Source organism: Peribacillus faecalis, from assembly GCF_014712675.1.
Taxonomy (GTDB): domain Bacteria; phylum Bacillota; class Bacilli; order Bacillales; family DSM-1321; genus Bacillus_AD; species Bacillus_AD faecalis.
This window is the reverse complement of the sequence record NZ_JACXSI010000010.1, coordinates 40,744-54,586: the sequence shown is the minus strand read 5'-3', so window position 1 is coordinate 54,586 and position 13,843 is coordinate 40,744. Positions and strand designations below refer to the sequence as shown.

General features: G+C 39.4%; 11 protein-coding genes and 2 riboswitches. Of the genes, 6 read left to right on the top strand and 5 right to left on the bottom strand.

Features of this window, described 5'->3' with window-relative positions; genetic code table 11:
• Positions 1-217 precede the first annotated feature (217 nt).
• From IEO70_RS20335 to IEO70_RS05300, 3 genes are all read left to right on the top strand, one after another.
• Positions 218-451, top strand: coding sequence for a hypothetical protein (locus IEO70_RS20335; RefSeq protein WP_328820874.1), 234 nt, complete (start codon positions 218-220; stop codon positions 449-451).
• Positions 448-1,224: a hypothetical protein gene (locus IEO70_RS05305; RefSeq protein WP_328820873.1), complete on the top strand. Its 777-nt coding sequence runs from the start codon at positions 448-450 to the stop codon at positions 1,222-1,224. Before IEO70_RS20335 ends, IEO70_RS05305 begins: the two co-directional genes overlap by 4 nt.
• Positions 1,225-1,346: 122 nt before the next feature.
• Positions 1,347-1,709, top strand: coding sequence for an AraC family ligand binding domain-containing protein (locus IEO70_RS05300; protein WP_190997317.1), 363 nt, complete (start codon positions 1,347-1,349; stop codon positions 1,707-1,709).
• Positions 1,710-1,760: 51 nt separating this feature from the next.
• On the opposite strand, the gene IEO70_RS05295 is transcribed toward IEO70_RS05300, so the two are convergent.
• Positions 1,761-2,543 carry a putative ABC transporter permease gene (locus IEO70_RS05295; protein WP_190997316.1) on the bottom strand — a complete coding sequence of 261 codons (783 nt, stop codon included), beginning with the start codon at positions 2,541-2,543 and terminating at the stop codon, positions 1,761-1,763.
• Positions 2,544-2,729: 186 nt separating this feature from the next.
• On the opposite strand from IEO70_RS05295, the gene IEO70_RS05290 reads away from it, so the two are divergent.
• Positions 2,730-7,031 carry a 2-hydroxyacyl-CoA dehydratase gene (locus IEO70_RS05290; protein ID WP_190997315.1) on the top strand — a complete coding sequence of 1,434 codons (4,302 nt, stop codon included), beginning with the start codon at positions 2,730-2,732 and terminating at the stop codon, positions 7,029-7,031.
• 54 nt (positions 7,032-7,085) lie between these two features.
• Here IEO70_RS05290 and ribH read toward each other — a convergent pair whose 3' ends face one another.
• From ribH to ribD, 4 genes are read right to left on the bottom strand one after another with little or no spacing between them, the layout of a single operon-like run.
• Positions 7,086-7,553: a 6,7-dimethyl-8-ribityllumazine synthase gene (gene ribH / locus IEO70_RS05285; RefSeq protein WP_190997314.1), complete on the bottom strand. Its 468-nt coding sequence runs from the start codon at positions 7,551-7,553 to the stop codon at positions 7,086-7,088.
• A gap of 20 nt (positions 7,554-7,573) precedes the next feature.
• Complete coding sequence (locus IEO70_RS05280; protein ID WP_190997313.1) at positions 7,574-8,785, bottom strand: bifunctional 3,4-dihydroxy-2-butanone-4-phosphate synthase/GTP cyclohydrolase II; 1,212 nt, start codon at positions 8,783-8,785, stop codon at positions 7,574-7,576.
• A gap of 27 nt (positions 8,786-8,812) precedes the next feature.
• Entirely contained in the window at positions 8,813-9,454 is a 642-nt protein-coding gene (gene ribE / locus IEO70_RS05275; protein WP_190997312.1) for a riboflavin synthase, read from the bottom strand.
• A 3-nt stretch (positions 9,455-9,457) separates the two neighbouring features.
• Positions 9,458-10,540 (bottom strand): bifunctional diaminohydroxyphosphoribosylaminopyrimidine deaminase/5-amino-6-(5-phosphoribosylamino)uracil reductase RibD, encoded by a 1,083-nt coding sequence (ribD, locus tag IEO70_RS05270; protein ID WP_190997311.1) that lies wholly within the window; start codon positions 10,538-10,540, stop codon positions 9,458-9,460.
• Positions 10,541-10,694: 154 nt separating this feature from the next.
• Positions 10,695-10,823: riboswitch (FMN riboswitch) on the bottom strand.
• Between the two features lie 128 nt (positions 10,824-10,951).
• A riboswitch (FMN riboswitch) is annotated at positions 10,952-11,081 on the bottom strand.
• Positions 11,082-11,237: 156 nt separating this feature from the next.
• On the opposite strand from ribD, the gene IEO70_RS05265 reads away from it, so the two are divergent.
• A complete protein-coding gene (locus IEO70_RS05265) occupies positions 11,238-11,390 on the top strand; it encodes a hypothetical protein (protein ID WP_190997310.1) in 153 nt (50 codons plus the stop codon).
• Between the two features lie 277 nt (positions 11,391-11,667).
• Positions 11,668-13,728: an elongation factor G gene (locus IEO70_RS05260; RefSeq protein WP_190997309.1), complete on the top strand. Its 2,061-nt coding sequence runs from the start codon at positions 11,668-11,670 to the stop codon at positions 13,726-13,728.
• Positions 13,729-13,843 lie beyond the last annotated feature (115 nt).

Genomic DNA, 13,843 nt, shown 5'->3' with positions numbered 1-13,843 from the left:
TACGCGCTTTGAAGGGGAAAGGTTATGAACGGCATAGTCAAAGATCAACTGGATAAAATGAGAAAGAACTTAATCGATGAGATTGTTTAATTAAATTATGCTCAATTTAATAATTAGAAAGTTAAATGTACAAATCGATTTACCGGTTTCTTTTCGCACCTGATTGTGTAAAAGAATAGGGAACTAATATTCTTTTAGTAGAAAAGAGGGGGAGAGAATGGAACTGATTGATGCGTATATTTCAGAAGTGATACAGAGATTGCCGGAGAAAAAGCGCGATGAAGCGGAGAAGGAACTGCGTGCGACAATAGCGGAAATGCTTCCGGAAGATTATGATGAAGAAGAGGTAAAGGCTGCTCTTGAAAAATTAGGGAACCCGGCAATTGTCGCCGGTCGCTATCATAAGCAACCTATGTATTGTCCGGTCCGCGTTATTTTGATGTTTACGTGACGTATTTGAAAAGGATTGTCCCGATTGCTGTTGCGTTGTCGCTCGTATTTGGATTAATTGATTCATTTACGGATTATTCAAGCGGGCAGGAAACGATTAAATTCATTATTAAAAGTTTTGCGCATAGTCTTGGTAACGCAATAGAAATAGTCTTTCAAGTCGTCTTTTGGATAACTTTAACGTTTGCAATCATGGAAAGAACCGTTAAAGACAAAGATAGCAAAGATAATCAGCCTTTGACGACGAAATTCAAAAAATGGACACCTGATGACCTAAAAGTGACTAAAGCTGTTCCAAAGAAAAAAGCAATCTCAAAATCTGAAGTTTTCTGGGGTTTTTTCTGGACGGCTATTTGGGGTACTTTATATTTTTATGCAAATCGGTTTATCGGTATTTATGAAGACAATGGTGAGGGGATTACATTCGTAACGGCTGTTTTTAATCAAAAAGTATTGCAGCATTATTGGACAAGCATCGTCCTTGTCATCATTTTGGAAGTTTCCTTGAACTTGTGTAAATTCATTACAGGCTATTGGACGAAAAATTTGGCTATATTTAATGCTGTAGTTGAAATTACAACAAGCCTCGTCTTTTTAGTCATACTTGTGAATCCGAATATATTAAATGGAAATTTCGTAACTTATATGAGCCACAAATGGTCTGAAAGCTCAAATGAAATCGCATCAGGATTCGTAATCATCGGTATATTCATCTTTGTCATATCAGCCGCAGTCAATTCGTTTGACGGCTTTCGAAAAGCGAGACTATTGTAAAAAAAACGGGTATTTTCCCGGATTGGTGTCTTTTTTGTGAATACTGTTCTCCTCTAAAGGAATGGCCATGAATTTAGTAGAATTATCAATAATAAAAGGCTGTTTCTTTTGGAGGGATTACAATGAAAATTTATTGTTTTGGAAAAGAACACGGCAAAGAAATCACACACTATGAGTCAAATTTTATCATGTCACAAGTTGTAGAATCGACACAGAACATTAAAATTAGTTGCATGTATTTAGGAAATGATGGTGTAATCGGGTATCATCAAGCTGCAATCCCGCAACTTTTGCTGATCATGCAAGGCCGAGGATATGTGCGTGGTGGCAATAAAGAATATGAAGATGTAAAATCAGGGGATGCGGTTTTTTTCAATAAAGGCGAGTGGCATGAAACGAAATCGATTACGGGCATGACAGCTATAGTCATTGAAGCTGAAGAAATGTATCCTGAGAAGTATATGTCTATGAAAAAGGAAGAATGATTTAAGATAAACTAAAAATAGAAGCTCTCCTTAAATGGAAAGCTTCTATTTTTAGTTCTTGTTTGATTCTTTTATTCTTTCAATTAAAGTATGCAACCTTAACTGGTTTTTCGAGGATTTAATCCGCGGGAATGCCTTTAAAATCCGGTTATACGGAAACTTATAATGATGAAATTTTGAAATTTCCTTTTTAATACGCTCGATTCTCGCTTTCAATTCTTCTGAATACCCCGCTCTTTTCTCATCCCATTCATGCTGCAAATTTTCTCTGTAAGATTCCAATAGTGCGCGTTTCTCCTCAAGTAACGTATAAATTTCCTCGAATTTTGTTTTTAATCTTATAAACATATGAATGGAAGTAAGTGTATCAATAATGAAATAAATAAAGAAACAGATGGTGAGATTATGCAGCCATTTTTCCGGAATATCGCCGATTAACTGAGATATTCCCGGATGAATAAATGTAACTAATAATACTGATAGGATACCGAATAATGTCGAATTTTTAAGGCAGACGCGACCATTTACATTCAATTTATGATGCGAATAATCCCAAAGCTTCAAATTCAACAGTTTTTCAAGAAAATAGCTCGTTATGTACTCAATAATGCTGGCACAAATAGCTCCGCTTAAAAAGATAAAAACAAGATGATTGCTAACGGGAGCCAACAAAATAAGTACAGCCAGTGCTCCGCATCCGTAAATTGGACAAAAGGGACCATTCAGAAAACCGCGATTAACAAAATGACGATCAAGCACCGCGCAATACACGCATTCACATACCCAGCCGAGAAAGCTGTAAACAACAAAATAAGCAAAAATCGTTTCTATCATAACGTCCGTTCCTTTCAATCTGCATAACTTGTCATTTTATACCCTTATTTTGAAAGGATAGATCCTAATTAACAGTAGTCGATAGTTTGTTGATATTTTTTCGTAATCCTTTCAAATTTTTAGTGGAAAATTTTTAATAAAGATATTGATAGTCTCTTGCAATTGTAGAGGAAGGCGGAGGTTTATATGCTATTTCATATCGGTTTAGACGTAGGATCTACAACGTCCAAACTAGTTGTATTAAATGAACAGAATGAAACGGTCTTTCAAAAATATTGCCGTCATTTTTCTGATGTGAAAAATACCACGATACAAATGCTTAAAGAAGTTTATATGAAGTTTCCGAATGCGAGGGCAACGATGAATATTACCGGGTCGGCCGGAATGGCAATGGCAAATTATGTGGACTTGCCTTTCGTCCAAGAGGTAATTTGCTGTACGGAGGCTGTTGAACGCTTCATACCCGAAACGGATGTTGTTGTAGAGCTTGGCGGGGAAGATGCGAAGCTGATCTACCTTCAAAACGGCATTGAACAGCGAATGAATACTGCCTGCGCCGGGGGAACGGGGGCATTTATCGATCAAATTGCAACCTTAATGCAGACCGATGCGGAAGGATTGAATCATTTAGCGGAAAATCATGAGAAAATTTATCCGATAGCTTCACGTTGCGGTGTTTTTGCAAAAACGGATGTGCAGCCATTATTAAATGAAGGGGCGCGCAAAGAAGACATTTCCGCCTCCGTTTTTCAAAGTGTTGTTACGCAGACAATAAGCGGACTGGCATGCGGTCGTCCGATTCGCGGCAAAGTCGCGTTTTTAGGCGGTCCGCTAACATACTTATCCGAACTGCGCCAACGTTTTATTGAGACATTGAATCTGACGGACGAGGAGATTATTTTTCCGGAAAATAGTCAATATTTCGTTGCTTATGGCGCGGCATTCAACAGCGGAAAATGTGAGGTTGTATCGTTAGCGCAATTGTGCGAACGTTTTGAAACTTTTTCTCGTTGTGTTTCCGAGAATGATATTTCGACATTGCCGCGCTTATTTGCCGGTGAGCATGATTTGCAAAGTTTCCGAGAGCGCCATAATCGAGCGAAGATTGAAAGAGGAAATTTAGCCACATATAAAGGTGAAGCTTTCCTTGGAATTGATGCCGGGTCGACAACGACGAAAATCGTTTTGATCGGTGCAGAACATGACGAATTGCTGTTTACTTTTTATGAAAATAACAACGGTCAGCCATTGCAATCAGTTATCAACGGTTTGGAACTGTTATATAAACAAATGCCGAATGACGTTCAAATTGCCCATTCGGCTATTACCGGATATGGAGAAGGCTTGGTTAAGACAGCATTGAAAATTGATATTGGCGAAATTGAGACAGTTGCACATTATAAAGCGGCCAAGAAATTTTCTCCAAACGTCGATTTCATTTTGGATATCGGCGGTCAAGATATGAAATGTATTAAAATCAAAAACGGAGCCATTGACCATTTGATGCTCAATGAAGCGTGCTCAGCCGGTTGCGGATCGTTTTTGGAAAGCTTCGCAAAGTCATTGAACCTGACAATTGAGGAATTTGCGCTAGCCGCATTGACAGCCGACATGCCAGTGGATCTTGGCTCGCGATGTACGGTTTTTATGAATTCTAAAGTGAAGCAAGTACAAAAGGAAGGCGTCACACTTTCGAATCTTTCGGCAGGGCTCTCGTACTCTGTCATCAAAAATGCGATCCAAAAAGTAATGAAGCTGCGTAATACAGATGAGCTTGGCGACAATATCATAGTACAAGGCGGAACGTTTTATAATGAAGCGGTATTGCGAGCATTTGAACTTTTGATTGGCAAAGAAGTTGTTCGTCCCGATATCGCCGGAATGATGGGTGCTTATGGCTGTGCCTTAATTGCCAAAGAGAAATACGAAAACAATGAAAGTGAAATCGTCAACGTCAATGAGCTGCAAAATTTTACATGTAATGTTTCTCATAGTCGCTGCGGTTTGTGCGGCAACAATTGTCCGTTAACAATTAACCGTTTTAAAGATAAACGATTCTTTATCACCGGCAACCGCTGTGAACGCGGCGCTGGAAGAGGACGTAAGAAAAATAAATTGCCGAATTTATATACGTACAAATACGACCGGATCTTCGGTTATCAATCACTCTCTTCTCAGCAAGCGACAAGAGGGCGCGTCGGTCTGCCGAGAGTACTTAATATGTATGAAAACTATCCGTTTTGGCATACGTTCTTTACATACCTTGGTTATGAGGTCGTGCTGTCGCCGAAATCAAGCAAAAAACTGTATGAAAAAGGCATGGATTCAATTCCGTCCGATTCAGCATGTTATCCGGCTAAACTAACGCACGGTCATATTCAAGCTTTAGTTGAACAAGATGTTGATTTTATCTTTTATCCGTCTGTTGTTTTTGAGAAAAAAGAAAATGAAGAGTCAACGAATCATTACAACTGTCCGATTGTGACATCTTATCCGGAAGTCATTCGCGTCAATATGGATATATTGAAGGAAAAACAAATTCCGTTCATACAGCCGTTTTTAACTTTGGATAATGAAAAAGCATTGATTAAAGAACTGTCAGAGCAATTCCTAGAAATTCCTAAAAAAAAGATTGCTGAAGCGGTACACGCCGCATGTCTTGAATCTAATCAAGTAAAGATGGACATTCGTGAAAAAGGTGAAGAAACGCTACGATACTTAAAGGATAATGGCATTAAGGGCATCGTTTTAGCAGGAAGACCGTATCATATTGACCCTGAAATAAATCACGGCATCTCCGAGCTGATCACTGCATACGGTATGGCTGTACTGACTGAGGATAGCATTGCTCACTTAGCGCCATCTGTAAAAGACCCGCGCGTCGTTAATCAATGGACATACCACAGTCGCTTATATCGGGCTGCAAGAGTAGTGGCAAAAACGGAAGAGCTGGAATTGGTGCAGCTGACATCGTTCGGCTGCGGACTTGATGCTGTTACGAGCGATATGGTTCAAGAAATACTTGAAGAAAATCAAAAAATGTACACCGTCATCAAAATTGATGAAATTAATAACTTAGGCGCTGCCCGTATCCGTATCCGCTCATTGAAAGCAGCGATGGAGGAGCGCAACAAAAAAACGATAAAAACGGAAAAACAGGTAAGCAAGCCGAAGCAGAACCGTCTCTTTACGAAGGAAATGAAGAAAGACTATACGATTTTAATACCGCAAATGTCACCAATACATTTTGATTTATATGAAGCTGTATTAAAATCAGAAGGCTACAAAGCAGAGTTGTTGCCGACTGTGCCGCATGGGGCGGTCAATGAGGGATTGCGCTACGTCAATAATGATGCCTGTTATCCGGCGGTATTGACGATCGGGCAAATCGTGCATGCCTTAAAGAGCGGCAATTATGACGTCAACCGTACAGCGGTCATCATGTCGCAAACCGGCGGAGCATGTCGGGCGACAAATTATATTTCGTTGCTGAGAAGAGCATTGAAAGATGCAGGCATGGAGCAAATTCCGGTTATTTCATTAAATGCACTTGGAATGGAAAAGCATCCGGGATTTGAAATAAGCTATAAATTTCTTAGAAAATTAATAGCCGCGACTGTATATGGGGACGCGCTCATGCGCATGACCTATCAAATTCGCCCGTATGAATGCAGGAAAGGCAGAGCAGATTATTTATGTACGAAATGGTCAATCTTATGCAAAAAATCATTGGCCAATTTCCGCTGGAAAGAATATGTACAAAACATAAAGACTATGGTTGAGGAATTTGATAACGTACCGATTCATGTTATGAAAAAGCCGAGAGTCGGCATTGTCGGAGAAATTTTAGTCAAGTTCCATCCAGATGCCAATAACCAAATCGTGCAGCTGATTGAACAGGAGGGCGGGGAAGCTGTTATGCCTGATATTCTTGACTTCTTCCTTTATTGTACATTTGATAGTGTCTATAAAGGCAATCATCTCGGGAAAAGTAAATGGGGCATCCCGGCCGGACATACGATCATTCGCTATTTAGAGCATTTCCGCAAGCCTTTAAAGGCAGCTTATAAAAAAAGCGAAAGATTCACGCCGCCTCATACCATTTATGAGTTGGCTGATCTTTCAAGCAGTTTGATCTCTGTTGCCAATCAGGCTGGAGAAGGCTGGTTCTTAACAGGTGAAATGATGGGGCTTATTGAAGCTGGTGTTCATAATATCGCTTGTGTCCAGCCGTTTGCCTGCTTACCTAACCATGTAACCGGTCGCGGTATGATGAAAGGGCTGAAGCAAATATATCCCCACGCCAATATTGCAGCAATCGATTACGATGCGAGCGAGTCTGCTGTCAATCAAGTTAACCGTCTAAAGTTGATGATGGCAACAGCGTTTAAAAATATGGAGCGTTATGAGATTTACAATGAAATAGACACTGCTCCAAATACCAATCTATTAAATGAATTAGTGAGCGAATCTCCGCTTAGAAATTAGAATGAGGCAGAGCTTCTTGTTTGTTAGAAGAGCTCTGCCTTGTCTAACATACTATCAATCGAACATTCTGCTCAAATTAGCCATTTCAATTGCCGATACGGCAGAATCATAGCCTTTGTTGCCTGATTTCGTTCCAGCGCGTTCGATTGCTTGTTCAATATTTTCCGTTGTGACGACGCCGAAAATAATTGGAACGCCTGTTTCCAATGAAACGGAAGCAATGCCTTTCGCCGCTTCATTACAAACATAATCATAATGTGTTGTGGCTCCTCGGATTACCGTGCCTAAGCAAATGATTGCATCATATTCTTTCGTATAAGCCATCTTTTTAGCTAGAAAAGGAAGCTCGAAGGCGCCTGGAACCCAGGCAATGTCTATATTTGAATCATCGACACCATGTCTTTTCAAACCATCAATGGCGCCTCCCAGCAGTTTGCTCGTGATTAATTCATTAAATCTTCCAACCACAATTCCAACTTTTAAACCTGTACCGATTAATTGCGCTTCAAATTTTTTTCCCATGTTTTAAGTCTCCTATTCCATTAAACGCGAACAGTCGCTTCTAAAGAAAGCATATGTCCCATTTTTTCTTTTTTAGTTAATAAATAATTTTCGTTTTCAGCTTCAGTCTTTACTTCTAGCGGCACTCGCTCGACAACCTCAATACCACAATCCGTCAAAGCGGTGATTTTTTCTGGGTTATTCGTTAGCAATTTAACTTTCTTGATGCCTAAGTCTTTCAAAATATGGGCGCTGATCGCATAATTGCGCATCTCTGCCGGAAAACCTAGCATCTCATTGGCTTCGACTGTATCATATCCTTGCTGCTGCAGCTCGTAGGCACGCAGCTTATTCAATAATCCAATGCCTCGGCCTTCCTGTTGCATATATAAAATCACACCGTTGCCGCTATTCTCAATAATTTCAAGAGACCGTTCAAGCTGTGGTCCGCAATCGCAACGTTTGGAATGAAAAATATCGCCGGTCAAGCAGGCTGAGTGAATTCTTACAAGTACCGGATCATCTTCTTCAATGTTCCCTTTTACTAAAGCGACATTTTCACTTTCATCAAGGAAATTGGAGTAGCCATGCATTTTGAAATCGCCATATCCGGTAGGGAGCTCGATACAGGCTTCTTCTTTAATGATAAGTTCAGTGTTGTAGCGGTAATGGATCAGTTCAGCAATTGTCAATATTTTTAAATCGAATTTTTCGGCTATTTCAAGTAATTGTGGCACTCGTGCCATTGTACCGTCCTCATTCATAATTTCACAGATGACGCCGGCAGGAGAAGAGTCGCACATGTTCGCTAAGTCGACAGCTGCTTCTGTATGCCCCGGACGGGTAAGTACGCCGTTTTCTTTTGCAATCAAAGGGAAGATATGCCCTGGACGTTTGAAATCTTCAGCATTTGAATGCTCATTAATAAGTTGCTGGATTGTCTCTGAACGTTCAGAAGCGCTAATCCCTGTTGTCGTGCTTTTATGATCAATACTTACTGTGAAGGCTGTTTGGAAGTTGTCTTCATTTTGGCTGACCATTGGATGTAAGTTTAATTTCTCTGCAATTGAACGGGCAATAGGAGCGCAAATGAGTCCACGGCCATGTGTAGCCATAAAGTTAATATTTTCAGGTGTTGCATGCTCGGCCAATGTGACAAAATCACCTTCATTCTCGCGATTTTCATCATCAACGACAATGATGATTTTTCCTGATCTTAAATCTTGTAATGCTTCTGGTACAGTAGAAAACATAGATATAGAACCGCCTATCCTTTTAATTTAAAAACCGTGCTGTTGCAAAAATTCCATCGATATACTAGATTTATTGCCGCTATTGCGGTCAAGGTGATGAATGATATATTTACCTATCAAATCATTTTCAATATTGACGAAATCATTTTCTTTTTTAAAGCCGAGGACTGTATGCTCTAAGGTGTGAGGGATAATTGAGATTGTTAGTTGGTTATCTTTTAGTCCAAATATAGTCAGGCTGATGCCGTCAATTGTGATAGAGCCTTTCGGGATGCAATAACGGCTTAATTCTTCCTTAATGGCTATGTCATAGTAAACCGCATTGGAGGATTTTTGTTTTCGGATAATTTTTCCGATCCCATCAACATGACCGGAAACGATATGTCCTCCAAACCGGCCAGCGGCACTCATTGCTCTTTCAAGATTAACAGGACTGCCGATCTGCAATGTTTCAATATTTGTTGCTTTTACCGTTTCCGGCATCACATCAACAGTGAAGCAGCGATCTGTAAAAGAAACAACGGTCAAACAGACACCATTCACAGCAATGCTGTCACCAAGGTTAATATCTTCGAGCATCTTTTGTGATGAAATGGTTAGTACCATACAATTCGGCTGACGTGTAATATTTGTAATTTTCCCAATGTCTTCAATAATGCCCGTAAACATTTGTTACCTCCGTTTAGATGTAATTTTAATGTCCTCTCCAAGTTGCTCAACTTTTTCAAATTGAAGTGGATAAGCTTCCTCCATTGAGCGTACATCGAGCTGAGCAATCATCCCATATGCATCGCTACCTCCAATTAATTTCGGGGCAATATAAGTAATGACACGATTGACATTCCCAGATTTCAGAAAGCTGGCCTGCACTTTTTGTCCACCTTCAACATAAAGAGAAGTAATATTTCTTTCTGCTAAAATATGGAGTACATTATCAATTTGTATATTAGATTCAGATAGCCTAATAATCTCAACATTTTCATGTTGAAATCTTGAGATTTTGGCACTGTCGACTTCTGAACCGGTAAGAATCCATGTCGGAGCTTCTTTGTCATTGATCAACTTGCAATCCAACGGTATGCGCAAATGGGTATCGAGTACGATTCGAATCGGTTGTTTAGAAGGGAAGCCATCTCGATTTGTTAGACTTGGATTATCTGCCAGAACCGTCTCAATACCGACTAATACTGCATCATGGAGACCGCGGTCAGTATGGACGTCTTTTCGAGAAAGTTGACCTGTTATCCATTTGCTATGACCTGTTTTCGTTGCGGTTTTACCGTCTAATGTAATAGCTTGTTTTAAAGTAACAAATGGTTGTTTTGTCTGGGCAAAGTGAAAAAAGGATTCGTTTAATTGGTCAGCTTGCTCTTGAAAGATTCCAGTGCGAACTATAATGCCGGCATTCTGCAGTTGGTTGATGCCAGAACCGGCTACAATCGGGTTACGATCAACGGAAGCGATAACAACTTCCTTAATGCCTGCTTCAATGATGGCCCGAGTGCATGGCGGTGTTTTGCCAAAATGATTGCAAGGCTCAAGCGTCACGTACATCGTTGCACCATTGGCTTGATCGCCAGCCATATTGAGTGCATGAATTTCCGCATGAGCTTCTCCAGCTTTCAAATGGGAGCCGAACCCGACAATCGTATGTTCCTTGACGATAACCGAGCCGACCTGCGGATTAGGCGATGTCTGTCCTTTCACCGCGGATGCTAACCGTAAAGCAAATGCCATATAATATTCATCGTTCATTTCAATCCCTCCTTTTACAAAATAAAAAACTCCATGGGGGAGACCAACGGAGTTTCGGGAGAGTATGAATGGCATAGTGAAATAAACCTTTTGCCTTGTATTTTTCGCAAAAGATTTATTATGAACTGCATGAAGCAGCTTCATTCCAAATTCATACGTCCTTCTCCCATCCAGACTATACTGTCGGCCTTGGAATCGCACCAAGTCCTGCCAAAAGGCTCGCGGGCTTAGATTATAAATCATCACCGCCGATTGGGAATTTCACCCGACCCCGAAGGACAATTATTCAATTGCAAATGAAAAACACTCCTTTATTCTGATAGGAGTGTTTTGGTGATTACAAATAAAATGGCATAGTTAAATAAACCTTCTGTAAGCATCTTTTCAAAAGGGCTTGCTGCCATTGTATTAATAATCCTTCTCCCATCCAGACTATACTGTCGGCCTTGGAATCGCACCAAGTCCTGCCAAAAAGGCTCGCGGGCTTAGATTATAAATCATCACCGCCGATTGGGAATTTCACCCGACCCTGAAGGATAGTTCATTTTATCAGCTAGTATAGCACCCATATAATGGATAAGCAATATGTATTTAGAAAATTCATATTTTAAGATTTATAGTATTTACCATTTTTAGAATATTATATATAATAAAAAAGTAATAGCAACTTAGAACTAATTAAAGGGGATTGATTGAGATGAAAAAAGACGTTACATATTATGATGGACGTGACTTAGAAACAATTACGGCGAAAAGAATGCAGGATCCTGAATATAGAAAACTAGTAGAATATATAAGAAATAATACCCATAAATATAATCCAGCTCCATTTCCTAATATAAAGAAATAGGATAAAAAACGAAGGGAGAAATAATCCTTCGTTTTTTTCTAGTATTTATTAGTTCTAAGATAATTATGTTCCAAATAATCAATAGAAACAAAAACCGAATCTGTAATCAAATCGTTAAAATTTCTAATAATAAAGAATAATCATTATGTTAAAATAATAACGTAGAACAATATTTAAAGAGGGTGTTTTACAAAATACCCCCTTACTGTTATCCAATCGAACTGCACATTCATTATTGCAACAAAAGTTTGTTCACATAATAGGAGGATGATTGAGTATGAGTAAGGAAATTAGAAATATTGCATTATTAGGCCATCAGGGCAGCGGGAAAACGATGACAGCAGAAGCTTTACTGTATGTTTCCCATAACACAGCCAGATTCGGTCATATTATTGAAGGCAATACAGTCAGTGATTATGAAGCGGAAGAGAAGAGCAGACAAATTTCGATTCAAACATCATTGTTGCCGCTATTATACCAAAATTATAAAATCAATATTTTAGATACTCCCGGATATTTGGAATTTGTCGGCGAAAGAATGCAGGCGCTTCAAGCAGCTGACTCGGCATTCATTGAAGTGAGTGCGCGCTCCGGTATTAAAGTTGGAACAGAACGAGCTTATGAGGCAGCAAAACAAAAAGGCGTGCCAATTACTTTTGTCATTAATAAAATCGATAAAGAAAACAGTAGTTTTGAAAAAGTGTATGGTGATTTGAAAGAAAGATTCGGTTCCAATACGGTTGCGCTGCAAATCCCAGTTATCAGAAAACACATCATCGAGGGGATTATTGACGTGTTGCACGGCACTTTTTCAGTGTATGACCTGAAGAAGAATGAAACTGTGTTAAAAGAAATCCCGGCAGATTACGAAGAACAATATAGGGCTTCCTATAATGAGCTTATGGAAATTATCTCTGAATCAAGCGAAGAGTACTTGAGTGCATATTTAGATAATGGAGTGTTAACAAAAGATGAAATGATTACCGGACTGAAAAAAGGTATTTTAGCAGGTGAAATATATCCTGTCTTGTGCATTTCTGCACAATATTGCCGAGGTGTTCAATTGCTGTTGGATTATATTTGTGAATCGATGCCTGCTCCAAAAGAAGAAACATTTCATTATCATGATGAGAAAAATGAGGAGCATGAAGGTTCACTATCCGATTCTGAAGCTGAACATGTAGGGTTTATCTTTAAAACGGTTGCCGATCCTTTTGTTGGTAAGCTATCGTTTGTAAAAGTGCTTCGTGGTACTTTATCTGTGAATTCAACAGTATATAATGCCAATAAAAATAGAGAAGAAAAAATTAATAGTTTGTATACTGTTCGAGGCAAAGAGCAGAAGACGATTGAATCAATTGAGGCAGGTGACATTGGTGTTATCGCCAAACTGCAATTTTCCAATACAAATGATACATTGTGCGATAAAACATCTCCTATTTTTGTCGACCATTTAACATACGAACTGCCGACTTTAGAAAGAGTCGTGGTCGTATCGAAAAAAGCAGATGAAGATAAAGTTTTAAGTGCGCTTACGAAAATTCAAGAGGAAGATCCGTCTATTATCGTCTACCGTGATCCGGAATTTTTGCAGCTGCGCATTGAAACGATGGGGGAAACCCACTTGGAAATCATTAAAAGTAAACTTCTGCAAAAATTCGATATTGAAATCGAGTATGAACTGCCAAAAGTGCCATATCGTGAAACCATCAAGGGAAGAGCGGATGTGCAAGGCAAATATAAAAAACAAAGCGGAGGACATGGCCAATACGGAGATGTGAAAATTATTTTTGAACCGCGAACAGACGGAGAAGACGAATTGCTGTTTATTAATAAAGTCGTCGGCGGCGCTGTTCCAAAACAATACATCCCAGCCGTTGAAAAAGGTCTGGAAGAAGCGATGGAAAAAGGTGTCTTAGCCGGTTTTCCGTTAATACGCTTACAAGCGACTTTATATGATGGAACGTATCATTCAGTCGATAGTTCGGAATTTGCTTTTAAAGCGGCTGCAAGTCTTGCTTATAAACAAGGCATCACTCAAGCTGTTCCGTGTATTTTGGAACCGGTAATGAAAGTGGAAATGGATATTCCGTCTGAATGTATCGGTGACGTTATGGGTGAACTTACAAGAAAACGCGGACGCATTTTAGGAATGGAAGAAGTGAAAAATTCCGAGCACATTACTGCAGAAGTACCGCAATCAGAGATGCTTAATTTCACAACAGAACTGAAATCATTGACCGGGGCAAGAGGACGATTCTCATCTGAATTCGCACGATATGAAGAATTGTCAGAAGAACTCTCTAAAAAGTTGCTCGATCATTTGGAACGGATATAAATTCGAATAATTAATTGATGGAAAAATCGGGTTTGTTTTTACATACGAACCCGATTTTTATTTCACTAAAAGTTATTTGTTAAGCATAAATTAATTGCCTGATTTGATTAGAAAA